Source organism: Streptomyces antarcticus, from assembly GCF_026627255.1.
GTDB lineage: Bacteria > Actinomycetota > Actinomycetes > Streptomycetales > Streptomycetaceae > Streptomyces > Streptomyces antarcticus.
Map to the genome: position 1 here is coordinate 270,669 of NZ_JAPNLM010000005.1, position 23,945 is coordinate 294,613.

Below are 23,945 nucleotides of genomic sequence, written 5' to 3' on the forward strand. Positions count from 1 at the left end.
AGTTCCGCGAGACCCGGGCGACGGCCACCGCCGCGCCAGGAGAGGAGAGGCATGGCGTCACCAGCCACCACGCAGACGGTCCGGCCGCTCGACACACTGCGCTTCGACACCTCGGGACCACCGCAGATCGCGGGCGTCGTCGCCAGCCACCTGCGCATGCTCGGCGCCCGAACGGGCCACCCCGACCCGGGGGACGGGCCCGCGGGCGGCACCACGCTCACCGGCGGTGACTTCGCACCGGCCCACGCGACCACTGCCTGGGGACGCCCCGGGAGCGGCCTCGTTGACGAGGCCACCGTGCAGGCCGCCACCGGCGTCATGGCCGTGCACGGCCGCCGGGACGGCGGCCCGCGCGGCCTGGCCGCCGACTACGCGGCGACGGCCACCGCCGTCCTGACCGTGCAGGGACTGCTCGCGGGTCTGGTGGGCCAGGCCCGGGGCGGCGCCGCCTCCCGCGTGGCCACCGGCGCGGACCGGGCCGGACTGCTCGCCGTGTCCCAGTACCTCGCCGCCACCGGAGCCGACGAGGGGGAGGCCGCCGAACTCGCGCCAGGGGGACCGCCCTTCACCTCCGCCGAGGGCGTCCTCTTCGAGCTGGAAACCCTCGACCCGGCCGCCTGGGCCGCCTTCTGGCGCGCGCTGGAGGCACCTCCGGGGGCGCTGCGCGCCGGCTGGCGCCCGTTCCAGTTCCGGTACGCAACCGCCTGCGCCCCCTTCCCGGCAGCCCTCCACACGGTGACGCGGTCCCACCCGATGGCGCGGATCAGCAGCGCCGCGGCCCTCGCCGGAGCCCAGGTGTGCCCGCTGCGCACCCTCGCGGAGCGGGCCGGGGAGGACGACGGCCTCGCCCCGTGGTCGCTGGAGCCCCTCGGTCCCGGCGCCGGCTCTCCTCGCGCGACGGGTACGGGAGCCCCGACCGGCCCCGACCGGCCGCTGGCCGGCCTGACCGTGCTGGAGGCCGGCCGGCGCATCCAGGCCCCGCTCGCGGCCCACCTCCTGGGACTCCTCGGGGCCGACGTCATCCGCGTCGAACCGCCGGGTGGCGACCCGCTCCGGGGCATGCCGCCCGCCTGTTCCGGAACCTCCGCGCGCTGGCTCGCCCTCAACCGGGGCAAGCGGGCCGTGGAGATCGACATCAAGTCCGGGCGCGACCGCAACCGGCTGCGGGAGATGGCCGCGCGGGCCGACGTCTTCCTGCACAACTGGGCGCCGGGCAAGGCCGCCGAACTCGGGCTCGACGCCGACGACCTCGCCCGGGTCAACCCCGCGTTGGTCTACGCGTACACCAGCGGCTGGGCCGGCCGCCTCCCCGGTGCCCCCATGGGCACCGACTTCATGGTCCAGGCCCGCACCGGTGTCGGCGAGGCCGTCCGCCCCGAGGGCGAGCCCCCGGCCCCCTCGCTGATGACCCTCCTCGACGTGCTCGGCGGCCTGCACGGCGCCGAGGCCGTCCTCGCCGGGCTCCTGCTGCGCGAACGCACCGGCCGCGGCGTACGGGTGGACTCCTCCCTGCTCGGGGCCGCCGACACGCTGACCGCGCCCGCCCTGCGCCGGGCCTCCCTCGGCGAGAACCCCCGGCGGCCGGCCGGGTTCCGGCACCCGCTCAGGACGGCCGACGGCTGGATCGCCCCCGCCGACACGAGCGCCGCCGCCGCGGCCGCCTACGACCTGCGCGAACTGACCACCGCCGACGCCCTCACCCAACTGCGCGACCACGGTCTGACGGCCACCGCCGTCACCACCGACCTCGCCGCCCTGCACCACGATCCCCGGTTCACCGGCTCGATCAGCCGCGACGCGCACGGCGCCCCCGCAGTCCCCGACCCCTGGAGCTTCGCATGACCGCCGACCGGCTCGAACTGCACGACCTGCTGCCCGCCGAACTCCGCCGGTCCTGGGTCGTCGACGGCACCTGCCCCGACCTCGACCTCTACAGCCTGTTCCGGGCCCGCCAGATCGCCGACCTGCACCGCACCGCCGTCATCGACGCCAAGGGCGCCCTCTGCTACACCGCGCTGGACCGCAAGGTGCGATGTCTGGCCGCGGGTCTCAGAGACCTCGGGATAGGCCCGGGCGACGTGGTCGGCGTACAACTCCCCAACCACCGCGGCGCCGTCATCGCCGACCTCGCGCTCGCCGCCCTCGGCGCCGTAGCCCTCCCCTTCCCCGTCGGCCGGGGCACGCTGGAGGCCGAGTGCCTGCTGCGCCGGGCCGAGGCCGTCGCCGTCATCGCCGCGACCGAGCACCGCGGCTTCCGGCACGCCGCCGACCTGGTGACCCTCGCGCCGGCCCTCCCGGTCCTGCGCCACGTCATCGCCGCCGGTCCCGGCGCCGCCCCCGGGGGAGCGGTCCCGATGGCGGAGCTCATGCGCCGCGACCCCAGCGGGTTCGTCCCCGCCCGGCCCGACCCCGACACCGCGGCCCGCATCCTCGTCTCGTCCGGCTCCGAGGCCGAGCCGAAGATGATCGCGTACTCGCACAACGCGCTGGCCGGGGGACGCGGCAACTTCCTGGCCTCCCTCATGCCCGACCGGACCCCGCCGCGCTGCCTGTTCCTCGTACCGCTGGCCTCGGCCTTCGGCTCCAACGGAACCGCCGTCACCCTCGCCCGGCACGGCGGCACCCTCGTCCTGCTCGACCACTTCACGCCCGAGGCGGCGGTCGCGGCGGTGCGCGCGCACGAGCCGACGCACGTCCTCGGCGTGCCCACCATGGTCCGCATGATCCTCGAACGCCTGGAGGAGACCCGCGAGGAACTGCCCGCGCCCACCGCCCTGGTCCTCGGCGGGGCGCCGCTCGACGTGACCACGGCCGCCGCCGCCGCCAAAGCCTTCGGATGCCCGGTGGTGAACCTCTACGGATCCGCCGACGGCGTCAACTGCCACACCGGCCTCGGCACCACCGTCCCGCCCACCGACGGCACCGGCGTCGTCGCCGGCCACCCCGACCCCCGGGTCGCGGAGATCCGCATCGCCGACCCCGACACCCACGAACCGCTGCCCGACGGCGACATCGGCGAGATCATCTCGCGCGGCCCCATGACCCCGCTGTGCTACGTCGGCGCCCCCGACCTGGACGCCCGCTACCGCACGCCCGACGGCTGGGTCCGCACCGGAGACCTCGGCTACCTCGACGCCGGCAGCGTCCTGCACGTCGTGGGCCGCCTCAAGGACATCGTCATCCGCGGTGGCGCCAACATCAGCCCCGCCGAGGTGGAACGCGAACTCACCGCGCACCCCCAGGTCCGCGACGTGGTCTGCGTCGGCGTCCCCGACGCGCTGATGGGGGAGCGGCTGGCGGCCTGCGTCGTGGCCCGGGGCCCCCGGCCCCCGACCCTCGCCTCCCTCGGCGCCCACCTGGACGGGCGCGGCCTGGAACGGCGCAAGCACCCCGAGCGGCTCCTCGTACTCGGCGAACTGCCGCTGACGGCGGCGGGCAAGCCGGACCGGGCGGCCCTGCGCGAACGCCTCGCCGCCGCCGCCGGACGGCCGGAGACCGGCGCGGCGGCCATCGCCCCGCTCGCCCAGGCCGGATGACGCGGGGGCCCGGCGGCACGATGTCGCCGGGCCCCACACCGCCTCACGCCGGGCGCCTCACGCCGGGCGCCTCACGCCGGGCGCCTCACGCCGGGCGCGGAACGCTCAGGGAGCGCCCGCGCCCTTCTTCAGCTCCGCCGCCGCGTTGCGGTAGACGGGCAGCAGGTCGAGGTCGTCCCCCGGATAGTTGACGATCTTCAGCTGCCGGGCGCCCGAGTCGGGCAGGACCGTCCCCGTCGACATGTGCGCGTTGTCCAGGACGAGCGCCGGCTTCTTCGCCGAGAGCTCGGCCAGCCGCGCCGGGGTCACGGCCTCGGGCCCGAACGTGCCCACCGTGGTGGCCCCCGCGAGTTTCGCCGCCCACGCCGTGAAGACCTGCGTCACGACGGACGGGGCCTTCCCGCCGGGCCAGGCGGCCCGGAGCTCCGTGTTCAGCTTCGCGTACTCGGTGTCGAAGCCGGTCTTCCACCGGGCGGCGGCCTCCTCGGTGCCGAAGAGCGCACCCAGCTTGGCGACTTCGGCGTTCACCTTGTCGGGATCGTTGTCGAGGTTCACCTCGACCAGCTTCGCCTTGGAGCCCGCCGCCTCCTTGATCTTCGCGGCGTACGGCTCGAAGGGCGCGTACAGCACGAAGTCGGCCTTGGCGACGGCGGCGAGGTCCGAGGGCTTCGGATCGTAGTCGGGGGCGTGCTGCACGGACTGCGGCACGATCACCTTGACGTCCTCGGCGCCCGCGGCCTTGGCGAAGGCGCCCTCCCAGGTGGTCGTGACGACCACCACGGGCTTGTCCTTCTTCGGCGCGCCGCCGCCCGCGGCGGGGGTGTCGGAAGCCGTACCGGAAGCGGCGTCGGAAGCAGCGTCGGAAGCGGTGTCGCCACCGCAGCCGGCGGTCAGGAAGAGGGCCGCACTCAGTGCGAGGAGGGAAGAGATGCGGACGCTGGTGCGCGCCATGAGCTGATTCTCCGTTCGGGGACGAGATGGACGGCGAGGACCACGGCCCCCGCCGTCAGGACGAGGACCGGCCCGGGCGGCCAGTCCAGCCACAGGGCCAGCAGGAAGCCGGTCAGATTGACCGCCACACCGATGCCGACGGCCCAGAGGGTGATCGACTTGAGCGAGCTGCCGAGGCGGCGCGCGGCGAGTGCGGGAAGCAGGGTCAGGGCGTCGACGAGCAGCGCCCCGGTGAGTTTGATCGCCCCGGCGACCGCGACGGCCACCAGGACCAGGAGCGCCGCGGTCAGCGCCCGGACCGGGACGCCGGAGCACTGGGCGAGCTCGCGGTCGTACAGGAGCAGGCCGATCTCGCGCCGCCGCCACCAGAACAGGCCCGGTACGAGGACGGCCAGCAGACCCAGGACCACGAGGTCGGGGGTGCCCACGGACAGGATCGACCCCCAGAGCAGCGCGAACGCGCCGGAGGCGTTGACGCCCGACACGGCCAGCAGGAGGAGGGCCGCGGCGATCGCCAGGCTCATCAGCAGACCCATCGCGCCCGACAGCCCGTCGGGGCTGCGGGCGAGCGGCGCGACCCCGGCGCCCGCGAGGGCGCACGCCACCAGCGCGCACAGCATCGGATCGAGCCCGGTCAACAGGCCCACGGCGATGCCGAGCAGCGCGACGTGCATCATCGCGAACCGGACCGGCATGATGTCGAGCCCGACGATGACCACGCCGATGACGGGCAGTCCGATCGCGGCCAGCAGCAGGGCGATCCCGGCCCGCTGTACGGGAAGCAGCCGCAGCAGTTCGCCGAGGTCGGCGCCGGCGAGCGTCACCGGACCTCCCGCAGCCGGCCCGCGGCCATCTCCAGGACCCGGTCGCAGCGGGCGGCCATTGCACGGTCGTGCGTCACCACGACCAGCGTCACCGGCAGGGCGGTGAGGACGTCCGCGGCCTCCGACTGCCCGTCGAAGTCGAGGGCGGCGGTCGGCTCGTCCGCCAGCAGCACCTCGGCCCCGGCGGCCACGCACCCGATCGCCCGGGCCAGGTACATGCGCTGCAACTGGCCGCCGGACAGCGTGTGCAGGGGCCGCCCGATCAGCGACCCCACCCCGAGCCGGTCCGCGGCCTCGGCCGCGTCCGCCGCGGCGCCGCTGCTGGCCAGCAGCTCGGCGCCGAGCAGGGGGAACCGGCCGGCGGCCGGCTTCTGCGGGATCCAGGCGCAGGCCCGGCGCCGCCAGGCCCACTCCGCGGGGGTGCGGGTGCTCCGGCCGCCGACCAGGATCGAGCCCGTGACCTGCCGGTGCAGCCCGAGGACCGCCCGGAGCAGGGTGGTCTTGCCCGAGCCGTTGGTCCCGGTCAGCGCCACCCGCTCCCCGGCGGCAATCTCCAGGTCCACGTCCCCGACGGCCTCCACCCGGCCGTGCCGGCAGGCCACCTCCCGCATGCGCACATCCAGCCCGCCCATCACACGCCCCTCGTTCCGCCGGGTTGTCAGCGGGCCGGGCGGATGCCCGCCCTCCCACGTCGCAGTAGTCGGGCGGCGGACCCGCCGGGTTCCCGCAGATCCACGATCCGTCCTGAATCCGTCCTGAATCCCTCCGAAGTCCGTCCGGAGTCCGTCCGGAGTCCCGATCGGACGGCCGGACGCGGCGACCGCGCAAATCGCTGTCCGGTGACCGGAGCACGGTGATAGACATCCGTCGTGCACAAGAGGAGCGACTGCTGGACGTGGTGGCCCGCGTCGCAGTCACCGCGGAACTCCGGTGGGGTCGCCCGGCACCGGGTCCAGGAGACCGCGGTGCACACCTACGACGCCCAACTCGCGGTGGGCGCCCCGGAGCCGCTGCCGGCCGAGGTGGCCCTCGACGGTGTCGAGGAGTTCCTGTTCACCTGCGTCGCGACGCCCAGCGCCTGGCCGCACAAGCCCACGACCTTCGACTTCCACGCCGCCGAGGGACGTTCCTGGCGCCTCGCGGTCGACGGCGACGGAGCACGCTCCACCCGCATCCCCGAGCCCGGTGCCACGACCGGCGGGGAATCGGACGCGGCCGGCGCCTCCCTCCACGGCACGGCCGGTGAGTTGGTCCTCTTCTGCTACGAACGCATCCCGGCCGGCTCCGTGCACATCGACGGAGACGCAGGGCTGATCGACCTGCTCCGCGCGTGGGAGCCGGAGGAGTAGGCGGCAGATCCGTCCGGTCCGTCCGGTCCGTCTGGTCCGCCTTGCCCGTCCGACGCGGCGCCGGGCCCGAGCGCCCCAGGTGCCCCGGGCAGTCGGCCGACCGGCTCGCCGCCCCCGCCCGGCGAGCCCGCGGTCCGGTCCGGTTCGGCGGTTCGGGCCACGCCACCGACCAGGTCGTGGGTCACGCCCGTGATCAGCGCACCCAGCCCTGCGGGTCCGGCTTCCAGTCCTCGACGAGGAGGCCGAGCAGCACTTCGTCCAGGAACTCGCCCATCACCCAGGCCGACGAGCGCAGGACGCCCTCGCGCACGAAGCCGTTGCGCTCGGCGGAGCGCAGCATCGCGGCGTTGTCCGACAGCGTCTCGATCTGCAGCCGCCGCAGGCCGCGCACGACGAAACCGTAGTGACACAGCGCCGCGACCACGTCGGTGCCGTAACCCTTGCCGCGCGAGGACGGCCGCATTCCCAGCCCGATGTGCGCGGACCGGTTGTGGTTGTCGATGCCCCACAGCACCGCGGTGCCGACCAGCGTGCCGCCGTCCAACTCCACCACGGAGAACGGGACGTGCCCCTGCTCCTTGTCGTCCACCACCAGCCGCGCGTCCTGCGAGCCGGGCGTGATCGGCCGCCACGGCCGGCCTTCGGCCCGGGAGGTGTTGACCACGTCGTCGTAGAGCTCGGCCCGCAGGATCGGGATGTCTTCGTCGTGCCGGGCCCTGAGCCCGACCTTGCCGCCCTTTAGCATGCAAGCTTCCTATCCGACCGGACTCGGTGGCGGCAAACCGTTTGGACCACCGCCACAGCACTAGCCGCCGATGTCGCGGCTGCGGAAGTCGTCCAGGGTCTCGCGCCGCATCAGCGTCGTGGCCGTGCCCTCGTGGACCGCGATGACGGGTGGGCGCCCCACCAGGTTGTAGCCGGAGGCCATCGACAGCTGGTACGCGCCCGCCACCGGTACGGCGAGCAGGTCGCCCGGGCGGATGTCTCCGGGCAGCTCCGCGTCGGCCGCGAGGATGTCGCCCGCCTCGCAGTGCCGGCCGACGACCGTGGCCGTGCGGGGCTCCGCCGTCGAGCGGCGGCCGATCAGCCGGGGCGCGTACCGCACCCCGTACAGCGCGGGCCGGGGGTTGTCGCTCATCCCGCCGTCCACGGCGACGAAGACTTTCTCGCCCGTGCGCTTGACGGCGAGCACCCGGTACAACGCGACCCCCGCGGGACCGGCGACGGCCCGCCCCGGCTCGACGGCGAGCCGGGGTACGGGCAGCCCCGCGGCGGCGCAGCTCTCGATGAGTCCGGCGCGCAGCCGGCGGGCGAGGGCGGTGAGGTCGAGGACGGGCTCGCCCGGCCGGTAGGCGATGCCGTGCCCGCCGCCCAGGTCGAGTTCGGGCAGCGCGACGCCGTGCGCGTCGTGGACGCGGGCCATCAGCCCCACCATGCGGCGCAGGGCCACCAGGTAGGGCTTCACCTCGGTGATCTGCGAGCCTATGTGGCAGTGCAGACCGGTCAGTTCGAGCCGGGGCTGACCGAGGATCCGGGCTATCGCGTGCTGCGCGGAGCCGTCCGCGAGGGACAGCCCGAACTTCTGGTCGTCCGTCCCGGTACGGATCTTGTCGTGGCCGCCGGCCGAGATCCCCGGCACCACCCGCACCATCACCTTCTGCCGGCCCCCCGGGCCGACGGCGGCCGCTATGCGGGCGATCTCGGACGGACCGTCGATGACGATCCGTCCCACGCCGAGCCGCAGCGCCGCCTCCAGGTCGCGCGGGGACTTGGCGTTCCCGTGCAGTACGACGCGTTCGGCCGGGAACCCGGAGGTGACGGCGAGTTCCAGCTCTCCCGCCGAGCAGACGTCGAGGCCGAGCCCCTCCTCCCGCACCCAGCGCACCATCGCACGGGAGAGGAACGCCTTGGCGGCGTACAGCACGTCCGTGTCGGGGAAGGCGTCCCGGTAGGTGCGGCAGCGCCCGCGCACCTCGGCCTCGTCCAGCACGTAGGCCGGGGTGTCGAAGCGGTCGGCCAGCTCGGACAGGGAGACCCCGCCGACCGCCAGGTCGCCGTCGGGGAGCCGGGTCGTGGACGCGGGCCAGACGGACAGGTCGTCGGCGCCGGCCGGCAGCCCGGCGGGAACGGCGGCCGTCACCACGTGATCCTCCATCAGAGGGTCCCGGCCAAGGGCGCGGCCACGCTCCCGGTGACGGGCTCGGCCGTGCTCGGGGCCGGTTCCCCGGCGGGTTCCGGGACCGGGGCCGGGACCGGGACGGCGGCGGGTTCCGCGGTAGGGACCGGGGCGGCGGCGGGAGCGGTGAACGTCGGATCGACGGTCAGCAGCGACGCTCCGAGCGGCTCGGCCAGCGCGCGGAGCGCGGACCCGGAGAGCCGGATCCAGGCCTGATCCGCACCGAGCGTGCCGGCCAGCCGGTCCGGACCGGTGAAGCCGACAGCGGTACGGGCACCCAGCGGGGTGCGGAACAGCCGGACCACCACCCCCGTTGCACCCGGCCGGGCCGGCACGTAAAGGGGCCTGGCCGGGACCCGTTCTTCAGGCTCGGGGTCGTCGTCGTACAGGAACAAACACATGGGCCCTCCCAGGGGAACCACGAGCGGCGGCTGCCGCCCCGGGTGCGGTGAGGCGGCCCGGGGCGTGACACCCGAAGCTATCCCCGATCCGGGCCGTCCCCGACCACTCGGTAACGGGACCTTGACGGCGGGTGGCCGGGTCCATACGCATCGCTGACGTCCGGCGCCGGACGGGACCGCCCCCGGCCCGGTCCGGCGCACCTGGGCGGGGGGACGCGGCGCCGGGGTGGGAGGACGCCGCACCCGGTCGGGAGGACGCGGCGCCGGGGCCGGCGCGCCGACGATTTCAGGCCGTTCTCGGCGACCGCGCCGAAACGGGTCCGCGCCCGGGCCGCCGGCCGGTGCTGCCCGCCGGTGGGCCGCCGTTCAGCTCCGGAGCCGGGACCCTCCGCGCGGAAGGCACGCCGGTAGGCGGCGGGCGTGGTGCGCAGGGCCTCGTGGAAGCGCCGGCGGAGATTCGCGGCCGAGGAGAGGCCGACCGGTGCGCGATGGTTTCCACCGGCAGGTCGGTCTCCTCCAGCAGCGCCCGGGTGGCGGTGATCCGCCGGTCCAGCAGCCACCGCCCGGGACTGACGCCCAGCTGCTCGGAGAAGCGCCGGTTCAGGGTGCGGGCCGAGACCTGTGAGCGTACGGCCATCTCGGCGACGCTGACCGGCCGGTCCAGCCGTCCGGACAGCCATTCCAGCAGCGGGGCCAGCGAGTCGTGGACCGGTCCGGAGGTGGGCAGTTCGGCGTACTGCAGCTGGCAGCCCTCCCGGTGCGGCGGCATCACCAGCTGCCGGGCGATCCGCATCGCGTAGGCGGCGCCCTGGTCGGCGCTCACCAGGTGCAGGCAGAGGTCCACGCCGGCCGCCGATCCGGCGCTGGTGGCGACGTCGCCGTGGTCCACGTAGAGCACCGCGGGGTCGACCCGGACCCGTGGGAACCGGGCGGCCAGCTCCGCGGCCCGGGCCCAGTGGGTGGCGGCCCGCCGGCCGTCCAGCACTCCGGCGGCGGCGAGCACGAACGCGCCCGAGCAGATGCCGACGATCCGCGCGCCGCGCCCGTGTGCGCGGCGGACCGCCGCGACCACCGCCGCCGGCACCTCGGTGCCGGCCGGCTGCTGCCAGCCGGGGACCAGCACGGTGTCCGCGCGCTCCAGGGCGTCCAGGACCGTCGTGACCAGCAGGTCGTAGCCCGCCTGTCCGCGCACCGGGCCGGGCTGCTCGGTGCAGACCTCGAACGCGTAGCGGGCGGGTACCGCCGGGCCGTGGTCGCCGAACACCTCGGTCGCGCAGGCCGGCGGGAAGGCCGGCTGCGGGGGCTGCACCAGGGCGACGACCCGGTGCGGCTCCGGCGGCTTTGGCGTCTTCGGCAGCTCCGGCGGCCTCGGTAGTTCCGGCAGCTCCGGCAGCTCCGGCAGTTCTCGCGGCTTCGGCAGCGCCCGGCTCGGACCGGACGCCTACGGCCTGGCGGTCTCCTTCCTCGGCGTCGGAACGGTGCTCGGCGGCCTGCTGGCGCTGCGGCTGCGCCCGGCCCGGCCGCTGGCCGCCGGCGCGGTGGCGATGGTGCTGTGCACCGTGCTGCCGCTCTGCGTGGCGCTGGGCGCCGGTCTGCCGCTGCTGCTGGCGTGCCATGCCCTCGGCGGCGGCGCCCTGGCGTTCTGGTCGGTGATGTGGGCGACGAGCGTGCAGACCCACACCCCGCCCGCGGTGATCAACCGGGTCACCGCCTACGAGCAGGCCGGCTCCGTGTCCGGGATCGCGCTCGGCCAGATGCTGGCGGGGCCGGCCACCGCGCTGGCCTCCCCGGAGCGGCTGCTCATGGTGTCGGCGGCCGCGGGGCTGGCGGGCTGCGTGGCACTGCTCGCGACCCCGGCGATCCGTACGCTGCGCCGTGCCGCTCCCGCGGAGGGCGGCGGGCCGGCGGGCCGGCGACGCCCGGATCCGCCCCTCGGCCGGCGGTCACGAAACCCGCTCCGCACCGGGAAGCCGACAATGTGAACGACGTCGCCATTGATCACAGGAGCAGTTCATGACCACATCCGCCGGCCACGTGGCGGCCACGGCCTCCGCCGCGGCCGCCATCCGGGACGAGCAGGGCCGCGTACTCATCGTCGATCCCGTCCGCAAGGAGCGCTGGAACCTGCCGGGCGGTCACGTCGAGGAGGGCGAGCTGCCCAGCGCCGCCCTGCGCCGCGAGCTCCGCGAGGAGCTCGGTCTGGACCTCGAGGTCGGCGATCTGCTGGTCACCGCGTGGGTCACCAGGCCCGAGGGCTCCCACGTGTTCTACGTCTTCGACGGCCCCGTGCTCGACGCGGAGTGGCAACGGGCCATCCGCCCACAGGAGTCGGAGATCGGCGAGATCCGGTTCTGCCGGCCCGAGGACATCGCTCCGAGCATGATCCCGCCGTTCGCCCTCGCCATCTGGAACCGGGCGCTCGCGGCGCGGGAGGAGAAGCGGGCCGCCTACCTCGAACTCGCCCTGTAGGCGGGCAGGGCGGGCAGGGCAGCTAGGGCGGCCAAGGAGGCAGGGCGGCCAGGGAGGCCAGGGAGGCAGGCGTCCGTGCGCCCAGGCGTCCGTACGCCGAGCCGTCCATGCGAACAGCCGCCCCTCGCCCCTCCCAGGGGGTGCGGGGCGGCTGCTCGCGCGGGTCAGTACACCAGCTTGTACGTCACGTCCTTCGGGATCGGCGACGGCACGGTGTCGGTGAACAGGAGCCTGATCGTGGTGAAGCGCTCCACGCCGGGACGGTCGGGCCAGGGCTCCGGGTTGGCCAGGGTCACGGACACGGGATAGGAAAGGAAGAGGCCCGCCGCGCAGTTCGGGCGGCAGTCGTTCGCCATGTCGGTGCCGGTGGCCGTCGCGGTACGCGGACCCCACCAGTCCCAGTGGAGCCCCACGAGGCGGTTGTTGCCGTCGCCGCAGGCCAGCAGGAACTCATCGGGACGCACCTGGTCCTCGGAGAAGCAGTCCACGACCACGACCGGATCCGGCACCGGCGCCCGGGCGGCCGCCCGGGTCTGTGCGGAGGCCGGGACGGCCGCCGCCACGAGCGCCGCGGCCGCACACAACAGCGTGGCCGTCCGCAACCCGGACCGGGCTGCGCGCCGGCCGTCTTCTGAAGCGTCCACGAGACCCTCCTCGCCGTCGTCCCGCAGTCGGCACGGGAACCCTGCCAGCTTCCCCCATCCGGCCGGTGCCCGCACCCGGTAGACCGGCGGCGGGCTCCGTCAGGAGGCGGCCCGGTCCACCGGGAAACCGGGCGGGGGGCCGGGCGCGGAAGCGGCGCGGAAGCGGACCGGGGTCTGGAAGCGGGCGTTGCGGGCCGCCCGGCGGAAGGTCGTCAGCACCGCGGATCCTGATGGCGGCGGTGGCGCGTGGCGGGCAGGTCGGTGGGGGTCTGCGGGACCACACCGCCCGGTTGCCGGGCCGGTCAGCGTCCTGTATGATGACGCGGCCGCCCCCGTCCTGCGCGTCGAGGAGAGCCTTGACCTGCCGGCAGCGGTTCGAGAGCAATGGATCTGATGTGCCCATCGACAGGTATGGGGGATCAGGTTAGCCTGCCCTAAGTTCGCTCGGGCGTCGTTCCTTCGGCGTGCCCTGCTCTCGGCTCCCCCACGCACGGCAATCGGCTGCCCCCGCACGATTGGGAGTGACATGTCACAGGATCTTCCTGACGACGCGCCAGTGATCCACGACCTCATCGGCATCGGCTTCGGGCCCTCGAACGTGGCGTTGGCGATCGCACTCGGCGAGCACAACGCAGGCGTCGGACGACAGGAGGCGATCACCGCCCACTTCTTCGAGCAGCAGCCGCGGTTCGGCTGGCACCGGGGCATGCTGATCGACGACGCCACGATGCAGGTCTCGTTCCTCAAGGACCTGGTGACGCTGCGGAATCCGTCGAGCGAGTACAGCTTCCTCTGCTACCTGCAGAGCAAGGGCCGGCTGATCGACTTCGTCAACCACAAGAACCTGTTCCCGCTGCGGGTGGAGTTCCACGACTACTTCGAGTGGGCCGCGGCCAAGGTCGACGACATGGTGTCCTACGGTCACGAAGTGGTCGCCGTGCGGCCCGTCGTGCGCGAGGGCGTCATCGAGTACGTGGACGTGACCGCCCGTTCCGGCCCGGAGCTCGTCACCCACCGGGCCCGCAACCTGGTCATCGGCACCGGCCTGCGGCCGCGGATGCCGGAGGGGGTCGACCGTACCGAGCGGATCTGGCACACGTCGGAGCTGCTGACGCGGGTGGAGGCGCTCAAGGGCACCGACCCGTCCCGGTTCGTCGTGGTCGGCGCGGGCCAGAGCGCCGCGGAGAACGTGGCCTTCCTGCACCGCCGCTTCCCCGAGGCCGAGGTCTGCGCCGTCTTCTCCCGCTACGGCTACAGCCCCGCCGACGACAGCGGGTTCGCCAACCGGATCTTCGACCCCTCCGCCGTCGACGCCTACTTCGCGGCCCCGGAGGGCATCAAGCGCAAGCTGATCGAATACCACGCCAATACCAACTACTCCGTGGTCGACATCGACCTGATCGACGAGCTCTACCGCCAGGAGTACCGGGAGAAGGTGCTCGGCACCGGGCGGCTGCGCTTCCTCCGGGTGTCCCGGCTCACGGAGGTGCTGGAGACCCCCTCCAAGGTGCTCGCCACGGTCGAGTCGCTCGTCACGGGGGACAAGGAGCCGCTGGAAGCGGACGCGCTGGTCTACGCGACCGGATACCGCTCCGCCGACTCCCTCGGCCTCCTCGGCGAGGTCGAGGGGCTCTGCCACCGCGACGACCAGGGGCGCGTCCGCGTCGAGCGGGACTACCGCGTCGAGAGCGATCCCGAACTGCGCTGCGGCGTCTACCTCCAGGGCGGCACCGAGCACACGCACGGCATCACGTCCTCCCTGCTGTCGAACACCGCTGTCAGGGTCGGCGAGATCCTCGAGTCGATCGTCGGCCGGGGCCGCGCCCCGGTGCCGGGCTCCCGCAGGGCCGTCGACGGGATCGGTTCCGCCCTGTAGGCCCCTCGCAGGGGGTCCTCGCCCCCTCACCGAAGGACGGGACGCTCGCGGTTCGGGCCGTTCGGCCGGCGGCTCGGCGCCGAAGACGACCGGCATGCCGAGGTGCCGGGCGGTGCTCCGCAGCGCGGCGATGTTGCCGACCAGGTCCACGAGGGGGGAGCATCCCCGGGGGAAGGCGTGCAGCTTGTGGTTCTGCATGGTGTGGATCAGGAGGGCGGCCCGGTCGGCGTCGGTCACCCAAGGGGCCACGTAATGCGGCAGGGTGCCCTGGGCGGGCATGGGACAGGGGTCGATGGCGGCAAGGCCCACGGCTGGATCTCCTCGGTACCGGTGCTCCGCGGACCGCCGCGCCGGGCCGGGCCGGTGGCGCGCGAGCGGGACGAGAACCGGCGGAGAACCCGCCCCCTCATCGCCTGCTTGGCTTGGCCAACCCAAGTGCCGCTCGGATGGTGGGCGGGGGTACGGCCGGCTCTCCCGGCCGTTCGTTCCGGCGCTCGGCGCGGTGTCCGTTCCGGTGTTCGCCGCGGCGTCCGTTCCTGTGTCCGGTGAGGTGGCCGGTACGCGTGTTCCGTCCCGCCGCTCCGGCGCTCAGTCCCGTTGCCCGGTGTCTCCGTCCAACCCGTCCAACGCGTTCAACCCGTCGGTCCGGAGGCCGGGTTGACCGCCCGGCGACAGGAGCGGATCGTCGAGCCGGACGATCCGGTACCCCGCCCGGCTGCTCGCGGCCTTGGCCGGCCGGCGCCGCTGGCCGGCGGCCGCCTTCGCCGACCGTGCCCGCTGGGCCGCCGCGATCAGGGCCGCCACCGGGGGCGCCTCGGCGCGCAGTCGGTTGAACCCGCGGATGGAGATCCCGACGAGGGTTGCCGCCGCCGGCCACGCGGCGCCCATGCGGATCGCGTTCAGCATCAGCTGGAGTGCGGCGGGCGTGGGGGTCGTTCCCGGTCTGAGTCCGTGGGCCTCGGCCAGCGCATGCGCGGCGCCGAGCGCCGCGGCGAAGCTGGCATCGAGGTCCAGCCACTCGCGCAGGGTGCGCTCGGGTACGCCCGCGGCGGCCGCGCACCCGGGGATGGTCAGTCCCTGGGCGGCTCCGCGCAGGGCGTCCGCCATGCGAGCAATCGTTTCCTCACGCTGGCTGGGCGTGCGCCGCAGCGCGTCGCGCAGTGCCCGGTCCATGTCCTCCTGCGAACCCAGCCGGGCCACCACCTCGTCGGCCCACTCGTCCTGCTGTGACTGGCGTCGCGCCTTCTCGTGCATCCCCACACCCCTATGTTTAGGTAAGCCTAACCTAAGAGTGTGAGCGCGGGGGAGAAAGGGGGGATCAGGCCGTCGAATATGCCCCGGGAAAAAGGCCGGGCCGGGCCGGCCGGGTAACCCCCGCCTGGCCCGGCCCAACCGCATTCAGGAGGAGGGCAGTTCCGCCCGGATCTCGCGGGCGGCCGCCACGAGGTGCTCCAGCGAGGCCCGGGTCTCCGCCCAGCCACGGGTCTTCAGGCCGCAGTCGAGGTTGACACAGAGCCGTTCGACGGGGATGGCCTCCAAGCCCGGTGAGGGCCGAGGGCGCGAAGGGTGCCGGAACGGGCGGGCCGCCGGGGTCGCGTACGGCTGGTACGCGACGGGAGGATCCGCCTGAAGCACGCCGACCCGCCCACGAGGTCACCGGGAAACCGCGCGCGGTCGATCGCGCACGGGCAACGGGCAGGTCTTCGGACTCGCGGGCACGCCTGCCGGTCTCCCGGCGGGCACCTACTGGCCGTCGCTTCCCAGACCCGTCCCGGGTCCAGTGCGTATGACGGCGGTCGTTCCCGCTCACCGCTGCGGGGCAGTCCCGGATTCCCACCGGGTTCCCTCTTACGGCGCGTCCCGTCCGGCTGACGGGGGCGAACCAGCTGCGGGAGCCACACCATGTTCCCGCTGATGCCGCTCGCGGCCGCGCTGGTTCCCGAGCTGCCGCTGCTGATGCTCGGGTACGGGCTGAGCGGGCTCGGCTGGGCCTTCTGGGGCGTCCAGTGGGCAGTGGCCGTACAGACCCGGATCCCCGCCGACCGGCTCAACCGGGTGGCCGCCTACGAGGTCGCCGGATCGATCCTGGCCGTTCCCTTCGGGCAGGTGCTGGCGGGTCCCGCCAGCGCCGTCTTCGGCGTCCACCGGCTCCTGGCGGCCGGGGCCGCGATCGGACTCGGCTGCGCCCTCGCTCTCCTGGCCGTACGCCCGATCCGGCGCCTGGCGCTCACGCCCGCCTGAAGGGGCTCCGCGCCCGTCCGGGGCGCGGCTCAGGCGGCCTGGCTGCCGGGGATCACCGGTGGGATGACCGGGGCCGCGGGCGGCGCGGGAGTTGCCTCCGCCTCCGCCTCGGGCACGGGGGTCAGATGGCGTCGCGGCGTCGCCGGCCGCAGCCGGTCGGGATCGAACATGTGCTCCTCGTAGCGGCCGAGAGCGAGCATGACGCAGAGGAGGAGGGGCGGCACGAGGAGCACGGTGAAGATCACGACGGTCCCTTCGGCAGGGGTGGCCCCTCGCGCGTGCCCGGTGGGTCGACCGGGACGCGCCGAGGGGGCGTACGTGTCAGCACGGGTGGAGAGTCGGGTGCGGCGCCCGTACGGGTGACGGGCGCCGCTTCACTGCGTGGGCCGGAGCGTCAGTGGGTGCCCCTGGCCTTCTTCATCTTGTCGCCGGCCTTCGTGGCCATCCCCTCGGCCTTGCCGCTCATCTGCTCGGTGCTGCCTTCCGTCTGCATCTTCTTGTCGTCCATGGCGCTGCCCGCGGTCTCCTTGAGCTTGCCCTTGACCTGCTTGGCCTTCGCCTTCGCCTTGCTCATGATGAGGTCGTTCCTTCCTGGGGAGATTGGTCACGCAAGCTCACCATGCGTCCGGATCGACGTCGGTGCAATTCGGCGGAACAACGGGCGAATCGCACCACGATGTGCAAGCGTCGCGCGCTCGCGCCGACCGGCCCCTCAGCCCAGCGTCCCCGTCGCGTACAGGGCGCCGACCGAGGCCGCCAGCGTGCCGAGCAGGAGCCGGAGCGCCCGGTCGGGGAGGCGCGGCGCCAGCCGCGCGCCGAGATAGCCGCCGACGAGCCCGCCCGCGCCGCAGGACAGGCCGAGCAGCCAGTGCGGCGCGATGTCGTCCGAGCCGGAGAGCGACAGCAGCGCGTACGCCGCCGCTCCCACGACGGACGTGGCGAAGGTGGCGGCCAGCGCCGCCGGGGCGACCCGCGCGACCGGCATGCCGCGCCCCACGAGGACCGGACCGAGCAGCGAGCCGCCGCCGATGCCGTAGATCCCGCCGACCACCCCCACGGCCAGGGCCAGCCCGGTGACCGTCCGCGGGCGCAGCACGGAACCGGAACCGGCCGGCCGCCGGGCCGGCCGGAGGGTCCGTACGACGAGCCATACCCCCAGCGGCAACAGGAGTACGGCCACCAGTACGCGGAACACGCCCGGCCCGGGCACGGCGAACACCCGGACGACCGCGCCGAGTACGACACCCGGCAGTGTGCCCAGCACCAACTGCCGTACCAGGGGCCCCCGCAGCGCACCGGTGCGCCGGTACCGCAGGAGCGCCCCCGGCCCGGCGACGACGTTGTACAGCAGGTTCGTCGGGGTCACGGCCGGGCTGGGCACGGCGAACACGCTCAGCTGTACGGGCAGCAGGAATACCGCCCCTGACACCCCGACCGGCGCCGTCACGACGGCGATCAGCAGCCCGGCGGCCAGGCCGCCGAGGATCGTCCCCCAGTCCACCCCGGTCGGCTCAGCCGCGGTCGACGTGCACGCTGGTGGACTTCACACGCGCCGTGGCCCGCATGCCGACCTCGAGCCCCAGCTCCTCGACCGCCTCCCTGGTCAGCAGCGACACCACCCGGTGCGGGCCTGCCTGCACCTCGACCTGGGCCGACACGTCACCGAGCCGGATCCCGGTCACGATGCCGGGGAAGGCGTTGCGGGCGGAGGTGTGGGACGGGTCCTCGTCCTCGGCGCCCTCCCGGCCCGCCTCCACGCAGAACGCCGCCAGGTCCGGGCCGTCGACGATGCGGCGGTTGGCCTCGCGCCGGGTGGGGAAGCGCCCGGCGTCCGCCCACCGCCTGGCGGTGTCGACGCTGACGCCCAGCAGCCGCGCCGCCTGGCCGATCGTGTAGGACTCCATGCGCCCCACCCTACTCAGCGGCCCCACCCGCCCGGCCGCTGCCGGTCAGGTGCCCGGGGGCCCCGCCCGGCTCCGTGTCCCCGCTGGCGGGGCGCCGGCCCGTGGTGTCCGCTGGAGGGGTGAGCCCTCTCCCCGAGCGCGGCTGGTGGGCCGGGCTCCCGCCCGCGGCGGGGGCCGCCGTGATGGCGACCGGCATCCTCTCCGTCGGCTTGGAGCTGGTCGGGCGCGATGCGCTGTCCCTGGCCGCGCTGGCCGTCGCCGTGGTGCTGTGGCTGGTACTCGGCATCGACTTCACGACCCGGCTGATCGGCGACCGCGGCCGGTTCCGGGCCGAGGCGGACACCCCGGCGGGCCTCACCGCCGTCGCCGCCACCACCGTGATCGGCACCCGGATCTCCGGACTCGGTTGGCAGGGCGCCGCGGTCGTACTGCTCGCGGTCGCAGCCGCCCTGTGGCCCTGGCTGATGCTCCACGTCGTACGCCACTGGCGGCGGCGGATGCCCGGCGTAGCCTTCCTCGTCTGCGTGGCCACCCAGGGGCTCGCCGTCCTGGCGGCGGTCCTCGCCGTCGCCCTGTCGCTTACCTGGCCGGCCTGGGCGGCGCTCGCCGCCTTCTGCCTCGGACTGCTGCTCTACGCCCGGGCCCTCGGCCACTTCGACCTGCGCGAGGTGGCCGGCGGCGCCGGCGACCACTGGGTAGCGGGCGGCGCGCTGTCCATCTCCGCCCTGGCCGGCTCCAAGCTCACGGCGTCACCCGTGTGGACCGGTCCCGCGCACGAGGCCCTGCGTGCCGTCACGCTCGTGACCCTCGCCGTGTCCCTCGCCTGGTACGCCGTCCTCCTCGCCGCGGAGCTGCGCCACCCCCGGACGCGGTACGACATCCGCCGCTGGTCGACCGTCTTCCCGCTCGGGATGACCGCCACCGCCTGCCTCTCAGCCGCCGGCCCGGTGGGGATCGGCTGGCTGCGCCCGCTGGGCGAGGTGCTGCTCTGGATCGCCGTGGGCGCCTGGCTGCTGACCCTCGCCGCCATGGTCACCTCCCGCCGGGCGGGGCGGCCGGGCTGAGTTCCGTACGCCTCCACCACCCCAGGACCGCCACCCAGACCAGCAGGGCGACCGCCGCCAGCAGCGCCCACCGCGACCCGTGCCGCAGCATCAGCAGGCCCCCGGACAGCGCCCCGCAGACGAGTGCCCCGACCGACACCAGGCGGCGTACGGAGGCCGCGCCCCACGGATCGGCGGCGAGGCCGGTCAGGGTGCGGGTGACGACGGTGGTGGTCAGATCGGGGACGCCGAGCCGGTGCACGACCGCGTTCTGCAGCCCCATGCCGAGGGCCAGCAGCGCGACGACCGCCAGCTGCCCGGTGCCGCCCGCCGTCATCGCGAGGGCGGCGGACACCAGCAGGGCCTGCACCGCCACCAGCGGCCCGAACGCCCGCTCCGCCGTCCCGCCGGGGAGCAGCCGGCCGGCCGCCCCCGCGCCGACGACGAAGGCGCCGAGGGCCAGGAGGGTGGCCGGGGCCGAGAGCGTGCGGTCCCCGGCGAGCGCGAGGCCGAGGAAGACCACGTTCCCGGTCATGTTGGCGACGAAGGCATGGTCGAGCCCGAGGTAGCTCACCGCGTCCACCACCCCGCTCACGAAGGTGAGCACGACGAGCAGCGGCGGCAGCACCCCGTGCGGGCCGCCGGGGCCCTGCGGACCGGGCGGGAAGAGCAGTGCGGCCAGCGGCCGCAGGATGCCGCGACGGGTGCCTGACGTCATGAAGTCCTCCCGTACCCTGCCTGCCGTGCCGTGCCGTGGACTGTCCTGCCTCGCTGCATGGTGCTGGCCCCGGCAGGCGCGTCCCGCGCGACCCGCCGCCGCCTCCGCCCACGCGGCCCACCCGCCCCGTGCGCCAGACCCGCCCCGCACGCCGCCTCCTGTGGCGGCCACGGCTCCCGCTCAGTAGGGTCCCGGCATGGCATACACGTTCCAGGTGACCATCGACTCCGCTGCCCCGCACGCCCTCGCCGACTGGTGGGCGGACGCGCTCGGATGGGAAGTCGAGCCGAGTGACGAGGCGTTCATCCGGGGGCTGATCGCCGCGGGCCACGCGACCGACGAGGACACGACGACCCACAACGGCGTGCTCGTCTGGAAGGCGGGCGCCGCCATCCGTCACCCGGAGGGCCTGGAGCGCGCGCCCCGCGTCCTGTTCCAGTCGGTCCCCGAGCCGAAGACGGTCAAGAACCGCGTCCACCTGGACGTCCGCACCGGGCCGGACGAGGACCACAAGAGCGTCGTCGAGCGGCTCCTCGCCAAGGGCGCCACCTTCCTCCACGACGGGCACCAGGGTCCCAGCGTCTGGACGACGATCGCCGACCCGCAGGGCAACGAGATCTGCATCTCTAACTGACCCGACTCGCCCCGCCGCACGCGACCACTGACGAGGAGCCGACCGGGGAACCGGCGTGCCTCCCGGACCGGGTCTGCGCCGCCCGCGGACGCCTCTCCGGTGAGCGCGGCGCCCGCCCCCGCACCCGGTGCGGCACCCGGCTGCCCCGCTGAACCCGCCGCCGGAGCAGGCATGACGGACCAGGCCTAAGCTGCTGCCGTGAACGTCATCCTCTTCGGCGCGACCGGCATGATCGGCCGGGGCGTCCTGCGTGAATGCCTCCGCGACGACTCCGTCGAGAGCGTCCTCGCGATCGGCCGCACCCCGCTCGGCGTGACCCACCCCAAGCTCCGCGAGCGCGTCCAGGACGACCCGTCCGACCTCTCCGCGCCGGACCTGGACCCGACCGCGTACGACGCCTGCTTCTTCTGCCTCGGCGTTTCCTCCGTCGGTATGAAGGAGGAGGCGTACCGGCGCGTGACGTACGACCTGACGCTCGCGGTGGCCCGGCCCCTGGCCGCGGCCAACCCCGCCCTGACCTTCGTCTACGTCTCAGGCGAGGGCACGGACAGCACCGAGCGCGGCCGCTCCATGTGGGCCCGCGTCAAGGGGCGCACCGAGAACGACCTGCTCCAACTGCCCTTCCGTGCCTACATGTTCCGGCCCGGAATCGTGCAGCCCGTGTGCGGCGTGCCCTCCAAGACCCGCCTCTACCGCACCCTCTACGCCGTGGCCGCGCCGCTCTTCCCCCTGCTGCGCCGGATCGCGCCCAACCTCGTCACCACCACCGAGGCCCTCGGCCGTGCCATGATCGCCGTCGCGGCCGCCCCGCCCGGCGCCGGTGTGCCCGGGCGCATCCTGCGCCCCCGGGACATCAACCGGCTGGCAACGGGCTCCGACCAGTCATAATCGAGTACCGGGCAGACCCTCCCGCACGTGAGAATGGACCATCTCAATCCGGGAGGGACCCCATGAGCCAGGACCGCCTGACTCTGCACGACCTGATGCCCGCGCAGGAGCTCGCCGCCTCGATCGACGCCGGGTACGTGACCCGCAAGGCGCACCCCGAACTGCCGCTGTCCCTCTACACGTACACGCGGACGGCCCAGTACGAGCGCGTCTGGAACCAGGTCACCACCCGCTGCCGGGGACTCGTCGCCGACGACACCACCGGTGCGGTCGTCGCGCTGCCGCTGCCGAAGTTCTTCAACGTCGGCGAGCACGAGTCGGGCCAGCCGTACGCGCCCGCCCTGCCCGACGAGCCGTTCGAGGTCTACGACAAGGTCGACGGCAGCCTCGCGGTGGTCTTCCACTACGCGGACCGCTGGCGGGCCGCCTCCAAGGGTTCCTTCACCAGCACCCAGGCCACCTGGGCGCAGCGCCACCTCGACGCCAGGGACACCACGGCCCTCGTGCCGGGCACGACCTACCTCGCGGAGGTCCTCTACCCGCAGAACCGCATCGTCGTCGACTACGGCGACCGCCGCGACCTCGTCCTCCTCGCCGCCTTCACCACGGACGGCGCCGAGGTCCCGCTCGCCGAGGCCGCGCCCCGCTGGGCGGGGATCGGCTCCGTCGTCACGGTGTGGCCCGCGATGCCCCTCGCCGAGCTGATCGCGCACGCCGACTCCAACACCCTGCCCGGGGGCACCGCCGCGACCGGCACCCAGGCCGAGGGCTTCGTGCTGCGCTTCGCCTCCGGCGTGCGCGCCAAGGCCAAGCTCTCGGAGTACGTACGCCTGCACAAGGTGCTCACCGGCGTCACCGAGCGGGACATCTGGCGGTCCCACGGCGTCCAGCGGTTCGCCGGACTGCCCGCCAGGCAGCTCGCCCAGGGCCTGAACTGCCGGGTCGAGGACATCGAGACGGCCGGCGGGAAGCCGCTCGACGCGCTCCTGGAGCAGGTGCCCGACGAGTTCGACACCTGGGTCCGCGAGGTCGTCGCCCGCCTCGAGGACGAGGCCGCGCTCCGCGAGCGCGCGGTCGAGGAGGCGTACGCGGGGCTCGCGCACCTCGCCGCCGACCGGGGCGCCTTCGCCCGCGCCGCGAAGGCACTGCCCGACGGCGGGATCCGCGCGGCGATGTTCCTGCGCCTCGACGGCAAGTCCACCGGCCTCGTCGTCTGGCGCTTCGTCCGGCCCGAGGCCGCCGACCCCTTCACGAACGACGAGGAGAACTGAACCGTGTCCCAGACACCCGAGCCCGTGGCCGGGCCCGAAGCCGCGACGGTGGTCGCGGCCGAGGCGCTCGCCGCGGCCGAGGAGGCCCCGCTGCCCGTCGTGCACGTCATGACGGGCCTGCCCGCCTCCGGCAAGACGACCGCCGCGCGCGCCCTGCAAGCCGAGGCGGGCGGGCGCATGCGCCGCGTCAACCTCGACGACCTGCGGAGCATGCTCGACCTGCCCGACCCCGGGCGGAGCCGCGGCTTCGCCCACGAACAGACCGTGCTGGCCGTCCAGGACGCGGCGCTCCGCGCGGCCGTCGACGGCGGGTTCGACGTGGTCGTCGACAACACCCACCTGACCAAGCACATCCCCAAGCGGCTCAAGGCGGCGGTCGGCGGCCTGGCGACCTTCGTCGTGCACGACTTCACCGACGTTCCCCTGGAGGAGTGCCTGCGCCGCGACGCCGCCCGGGAACGCCCGGTCGGCGAGGAGATCATCCGGATCCTGGCCGAGAAGCACCAGAAGGCCCGCAAGGGCGGCTGGCGGCTGACGGCGGAGTGGATGAACGGCGGCTCCGGCGCGTCCGGGCCGCCCGTGACGGAGTACGTCCCCGATCCGGCGCTGCCGTCCGCGGTGATGTGCGACATCGACGGGACGCTCGCGCTGACCGGCGACCGCGGCCCGTACGACTTCTCGCGCTGCGAGCTCGACCTGCTCAACGAGTCGGTCAAGCACGCCCTGGACGCCTTCCGGCGTGCCGACGGCGACACGATCGTGCTGCTGTCGGGGCGCGGCGAGGAGCACCGGACGCGGACCGAGTCGTGGCTGCGCCGGCACGAGGTGCCGTACGACGAGCTGTGGATGCGCGCGGCCGGTGACGGGCGCCGCGACGACGTGGTGAAGGCGGAGCTGTTCGACGCGCACGTGCGCCACCGGTACGCGGTGCGGGTGTCGCTCGACGACCGGGACCGGGTGGTCGCGGTGTGGCGCCGGATGGGCCTGCCCACCTGGCAGGTCAACTACGGGGACTTCTAG

At 74.4% G+C, this 23,945-nt stretch carries 24 protein-coding genes, 3 pseudogenes and 1 riboswitch; of the genes and pseudogenes, 12 read left to right on the forward strand and 15 right to left on the reverse strand.

Annotated elements, in window-relative coordinates; genetic code table 11:
- The first annotated feature begins 51 nt into the window (after positions 1 to 51).
- Both OTB16_RS11140 and OTB16_RS11145 read left to right on the forward strand, forming a co-directional pair.
- The gene (locus OTB16_RS11140) at positions 52 to 1,842 is read left to right on the forward strand and encodes a CoA transferase (RefSeq protein WP_267719884.1); all 1,791 of its coding nucleotides are present in this window, start codon (positions 52 to 54) and stop codon (positions 1,840 to 1,842) included.
- Positions 1,839 to 3,536: a class I adenylate-forming enzyme family protein gene (locus OTB16_RS11145; RefSeq protein WP_267719886.1), complete on the forward strand. Its 1,698-nt coding sequence runs from the start codon at positions 1,839 to 1,841 to the stop codon at positions 3,534 to 3,536. The genes OTB16_RS11140 and OTB16_RS11145 overlap by 4 nt, the downstream gene beginning before the upstream one ends.
- Before the next feature lie 105 nt (positions 3,537 to 3,641).
- On the opposite strand, the gene OTB16_RS11150 is transcribed toward OTB16_RS11145, so the two are convergent.
- Genes OTB16_RS11150 through OTB16_RS11160 form a run of 3 tightly spaced genes read right to left on the reverse strand, consistent with a single transcriptional unit; the run spans position 3,642 to position 5,943 of the window.
- Complete coding sequence (locus tag OTB16_RS11150; protein WP_267719887.1) at positions 3,642 to 4,487, reverse strand: metal ABC transporter solute-binding protein, Zn/Mn family; 846 nt, start codon at positions 4,485 to 4,487, stop codon at positions 3,642 to 3,644.
- Entirely contained in the window at positions 4,445 to 5,311 is an 867-nt protein-coding gene (locus tag OTB16_RS11155) for a metal ABC transporter permease (protein WP_267719888.1), read from the reverse strand. Before OTB16_RS11155 ends, OTB16_RS11150 begins: the two co-directional genes overlap by 43 nt.
- Positions 5,308 to 5,943 (reverse strand): ATP-binding cassette domain-containing protein, encoded by a 636-nt coding sequence (locus OTB16_RS11160; protein WP_267719889.1) that lies wholly within the window; start codon positions 5,941 to 5,943, stop codon positions 5,308 to 5,310. The genes OTB16_RS11155 and OTB16_RS11160 overlap by 4 nt, the downstream gene beginning before the upstream one ends.
- 255 nt (positions 5,944 to 6,198) lie before the next feature.
- Here OTB16_RS11160 and OTB16_RS11165 point away from each other — a divergent pair.
- Positions 6,199 to 6,660 (forward strand): annotated as a pseudogene (locus OTB16_RS11165) (hypothetical protein); the annotation flags it as partial.
- 193 nt (positions 6,661 to 6,853) lie between these two features.
- Here OTB16_RS11165 and OTB16_RS11170 read toward each other — a convergent pair.
- The 4 genes and pseudogenes from OTB16_RS11170 to OTB16_RS11185 all read right to left on the reverse strand — a co-directional run.
- Entirely contained in the window at positions 6,854 to 7,405 is a 552-nt protein-coding gene (locus tag OTB16_RS11170) for a GNAT family N-acetyltransferase (RefSeq protein ID WP_267719890.1), read from the reverse strand.
- Positions 7,406 to 7,465: 60 nt separating this feature from the next.
- The gene (lysA, locus tag OTB16_RS11175; protein ID WP_267719891.1) at positions 7,466 to 8,815 is read right to left on the reverse strand and encodes a diaminopimelate decarboxylase; all 1,350 of its coding nucleotides are present in this window, start codon (positions 8,813 to 8,815) and stop codon (positions 7,466 to 7,468) included.
- Complete coding sequence (locus OTB16_RS11180; RefSeq protein WP_267719892.1) at positions 8,815 to 9,237, reverse strand: SAV_915 family protein; 423 nt, start codon at positions 9,235 to 9,237, stop codon at positions 8,815 to 8,817. The genes lysA and OTB16_RS11180 overlap by 1 nt, the downstream gene beginning before the upstream one ends.
- Before the next feature lie 374 nt (positions 9,238 to 9,611).
- Positions 9,612 to 10,594, reverse strand: a pseudogene (locus tag OTB16_RS11185) (helix-turn-helix domain-containing protein); the annotation flags it as partial.
- A 121-nt stretch (positions 10,595 to 10,715) separates the two neighbouring features.
- Between OTB16_RS11185 and OTB16_RS11190 the strand changes: the two are divergent.
- Both OTB16_RS11190 and OTB16_RS11195 read left to right on the forward strand, forming a co-directional pair.
- Positions 10,716 to 11,219, forward strand: coding sequence for an MFS transporter (locus tag OTB16_RS11190; protein ID WP_267719893.1), 504 nt, complete (start codon positions 10,716 to 10,718; stop codon positions 11,217 to 11,219).
- A 31-nt stretch (positions 11,220 to 11,250) separates the two neighbouring features.
- Positions 11,251 to 11,706, forward strand: coding sequence for an NUDIX domain-containing protein (locus OTB16_RS11195; protein WP_267719894.1), 456 nt, complete (start codon positions 11,251 to 11,253; stop codon positions 11,704 to 11,706).
- A gap of 164 nt (positions 11,707 to 11,870) precedes the next feature.
- Here the strand turns inward: OTB16_RS11195 and OTB16_RS11200 are convergent, their stop codons facing one another.
- Positions 11,871 to 12,350 (reverse strand): hypothetical protein, encoded by a 480-nt coding sequence (locus OTB16_RS11200; RefSeq protein ID WP_267719896.1) that lies wholly within the window; start codon positions 12,348 to 12,350, stop codon positions 11,871 to 11,873.
- 526 nt (positions 12,351 to 12,876) lie between these two features.
- On the opposite strand from OTB16_RS11200, the gene OTB16_RS11205 reads away from it, so the two are divergent.
- Positions 12,877 to 14,226, forward strand: coding sequence for a lysine N(6)-hydroxylase/L-ornithine N(5)-oxygenase family protein (locus OTB16_RS11205; RefSeq protein WP_267719898.1), 1,350 nt, complete (start codon positions 12,877 to 12,879; stop codon positions 14,224 to 14,226).
- A gap of 588 nt (positions 14,227 to 14,814) precedes the next feature.
- Here OTB16_RS11205 and OTB16_RS11210 read toward each other — a convergent pair.
- Together OTB16_RS11210 and OTB16_RS11215 are read right to left on the reverse strand one after the other, a co-directional pair.
- The gene (locus tag OTB16_RS11210) at positions 14,815 to 15,486 is read right to left on the reverse strand and encodes a serine/threonine-protein kinase (RefSeq protein WP_267719900.1); all 672 of its coding nucleotides are present in this window, start codon (positions 15,484 to 15,486) and stop codon (positions 14,815 to 14,817) included.
- A gap of 138 nt (positions 15,487 to 15,624) precedes the next feature.
- Positions 15,625 to 15,768, reverse strand: a pseudogene (locus tag OTB16_RS11215) (hypothetical protein); the annotation flags it as partial.
- 135 nt (positions 15,769 to 15,903) lie between these two features.
- A riboswitch (cobalamin riboswitch) is annotated at positions 15,904 to 16,128 on the reverse strand.
- On the opposite strand from OTB16_RS11215, the gene OTB16_RS11220 reads away from it, so the two are divergent.
- A complete protein-coding gene (locus OTB16_RS11220; RefSeq protein WP_267719902.1) occupies positions 16,129 to 16,467 on the forward strand; it encodes an MFS transporter in 339 nt (112 codons plus the stop codon).
- A 29-nt stretch (positions 16,468 to 16,496) separates the two neighbouring features.
- Here OTB16_RS11220 and OTB16_RS11225 read toward each other — a convergent pair whose 3' ends face one another.
- The 4 genes from OTB16_RS11225 to OTB16_RS11240 form a co-directional block, all read right to left on the reverse strand.
- On the reverse strand, positions 16,497 to 16,712 hold the full coding sequence (locus OTB16_RS11225) for a hypothetical protein (RefSeq protein WP_267719904.1): 216 nt from the start codon (positions 16,710 to 16,712) through the stop codon (positions 16,497 to 16,499).
- A 149-nt stretch (positions 16,713 to 16,861) separates the two neighbouring features.
- The gene (locus tag OTB16_RS11230) at positions 16,862 to 17,041 is read right to left on the reverse strand and encodes a CsbD family protein (protein WP_267719906.1); all 180 of its coding nucleotides are present in this window, start codon (positions 17,039 to 17,041) and stop codon (positions 16,862 to 16,864) included.
- A gap of 138 nt (positions 17,042 to 17,179) precedes the next feature.
- Positions 17,180 to 17,968: a sulfite exporter TauE/SafE family protein gene (locus OTB16_RS11235; protein ID WP_267719908.1), complete on the reverse strand. Its 789-nt coding sequence runs from the start codon at positions 17,966 to 17,968 to the stop codon at positions 17,180 to 17,182.
- Between the two features lie 10 nt (positions 17,969 to 17,978).
- Positions 17,979 to 18,371 carry a TOBE domain-containing protein gene (locus OTB16_RS11240; protein WP_267719910.1) on the reverse strand — a complete coding sequence of 131 codons (393 nt, stop codon included), beginning with the start codon at positions 18,369 to 18,371 and terminating at the stop codon, positions 17,979 to 17,981.
- 119 nt (positions 18,372 to 18,490) lie between these two features.
- Between OTB16_RS11240 and OTB16_RS11245 the strand changes: the two genes are divergently transcribed.
- Complete coding sequence (locus tag OTB16_RS11245) at positions 18,491 to 19,435, forward strand: tellurite resistance/C4-dicarboxylate transporter family protein (protein ID WP_267719912.1); 945 nt, start codon at positions 18,491 to 18,493, stop codon at positions 19,433 to 19,435.
- On the opposite strand, the gene OTB16_RS11250 is transcribed toward OTB16_RS11245, so the two are convergent.
- Positions 19,404 to 20,132, reverse strand: a complete 729-nt coding sequence (locus OTB16_RS11250; RefSeq protein ID WP_267719916.1) for a YoaK family protein — start codon at positions 20,130 to 20,132, stop codon at positions 19,404 to 19,406. The genes OTB16_RS11245 and OTB16_RS11250 overlap by 32 nt on opposite strands.
- A gap of 196 nt (positions 20,133 to 20,328) precedes the next feature.
- Here OTB16_RS11250 and OTB16_RS11255 point away from each other — a divergent pair, with 196 nt between their 5' ends.
- The 4 genes from OTB16_RS11255 to OTB16_RS11270 all read left to right on the forward strand — a co-directional run bounded on the left by OTB16_RS11255 (position 20,329) and on the right by OTB16_RS11270 (position 23,945).
- Entirely contained in the window at positions 20,329 to 20,766 is a 438-nt protein-coding gene (locus OTB16_RS11255) for a VOC family protein (protein WP_267719918.1), read from the forward strand.
- Positions 20,767 to 20,964: 198 nt separating this feature from the next.
- On the forward strand, positions 20,965 to 21,654 hold the full coding sequence (locus OTB16_RS11260; protein ID WP_267719921.1) for a Rossmann-fold NAD(P)-binding domain-containing protein: 690 nt from the start codon (positions 20,965 to 20,967) through the stop codon (positions 21,652 to 21,654).
- Between the two features lie 62 nt (positions 21,655 to 21,716).
- Positions 21,717 to 22,925, forward strand: coding sequence for an RNA ligase (locus OTB16_RS11265; RefSeq protein ID WP_267719923.1), 1,209 nt, complete (start codon positions 21,717 to 21,719; stop codon positions 22,923 to 22,925).
- A 3-nt stretch (positions 22,926 to 22,928) separates the two neighbouring features.
- Positions 22,929 to 23,945, forward strand: coding sequence for a phosphatase domain-containing protein (locus OTB16_RS11270; RefSeq protein ID WP_267719924.1), 1,017 nt, complete (start codon positions 22,929 to 22,931; stop codon positions 23,943 to 23,945).

What these genes read in the sequence shown, in the direction of transcription:
- OTB16_RS11205 (WP_267719898.1), top strand. Translation starts at nt 12,877, where the DNA reads ATGTCACAGGATCTTCCTGACGACGCGCCAGTGATCCACGACCTCATC.
- OTB16_RS11170 (WP_267719890.1), bottom strand. Translation starts at nt 7,405, where the DNA reads ATGCTAAAGGGCGGCAAGGTCGGGCTCAGGGCCCGGCACGACGAAGAC.
- OTB16_RS11220 (WP_267719902.1), top strand. Translation starts at nt 16,129, where the DNA reads ATGTTCCCGCTGATGCCGCTCGCGGCCGCGCTGGTTCCCGAGCTGCCG.
- OTB16_RS11230 (WP_267719906.1), bottom strand. Translation starts at nt 17,041, where the DNA reads ATGAGCAAGGCGAAGGCGAAGGCCAAGCAGGTCAAGGGCAAGCTCAAG.
- OTB16_RS11150 (WP_267719887.1), bottom strand. Translation starts at nt 4,487, where the DNA reads ATGGCGCGCACCAGCGTCCGCATCTCTTCCCTCCTCGCACTGAGTGCG.
- lysA (WP_267719891.1), bottom strand. Translation starts at nt 8,815, where the DNA reads ATGGAGGATCACGTGGTGACGGCCGCCGTTCCCGCCGGGCTGCCGGCC.
- OTB16_RS11250 (WP_267719916.1), bottom strand. Translation starts at nt 20,132, where the DNA reads ATGACGTCAGGCACCCGTCGCGGCATCCTGCGGCCGCTGGCCGCACTG.
- OTB16_RS11255 (WP_267719918.1), top strand. Translation starts at nt 20,329, where the DNA reads ATGGCATACACGTTCCAGGTGACCATCGACTCCGCTGCCCCGCACGCC.
- OTB16_RS11265 (WP_267719923.1), top strand. Translation starts at nt 21,717, where the DNA reads ATGAGCCAGGACCGCCTGACTCTGCACGACCTGATGCCCGCGCAGGAG.
- OTB16_RS11140 (WP_267719884.1), top strand. Translation starts at nt 52, where the DNA reads ATGGCGTCACCAGCCACCACGCAGACGGTCCGGCCGCTCGACACACTG.
- OTB16_RS11195 (WP_267719894.1), top strand. Translation starts at nt 11,251, where the DNA reads ATGACCACATCCGCCGGCCACGTGGCGGCCACGGCCTCCGCCGCGGCC.
- OTB16_RS11160 (WP_267719889.1), bottom strand. Translation starts at nt 5,943, where the DNA reads ATGGGCGGGCTGGATGTGCGCATGCGGGAGGTGGCCTGCCGGCACGGC.
- OTB16_RS11145 (WP_267719886.1), top strand. Translation starts at nt 1,839, where the DNA reads ATGACCGCCGACCGGCTCGAACTGCACGACCTGCTGCCCGCCGAACTC.
- OTB16_RS11240 (WP_267719910.1), bottom strand. Translation starts at nt 18,371, where the DNA reads ATGGAGTCCTACACGATCGGCCAGGCGGCGCGGCTGCTGGGCGTCAGC.
- OTB16_RS11180 (WP_267719892.1), bottom strand. Translation starts at nt 9,237, where the DNA reads ATGTGTTTGTTCCTGTACGACGACGACCCCGAGCCTGAAGAACGGGTC.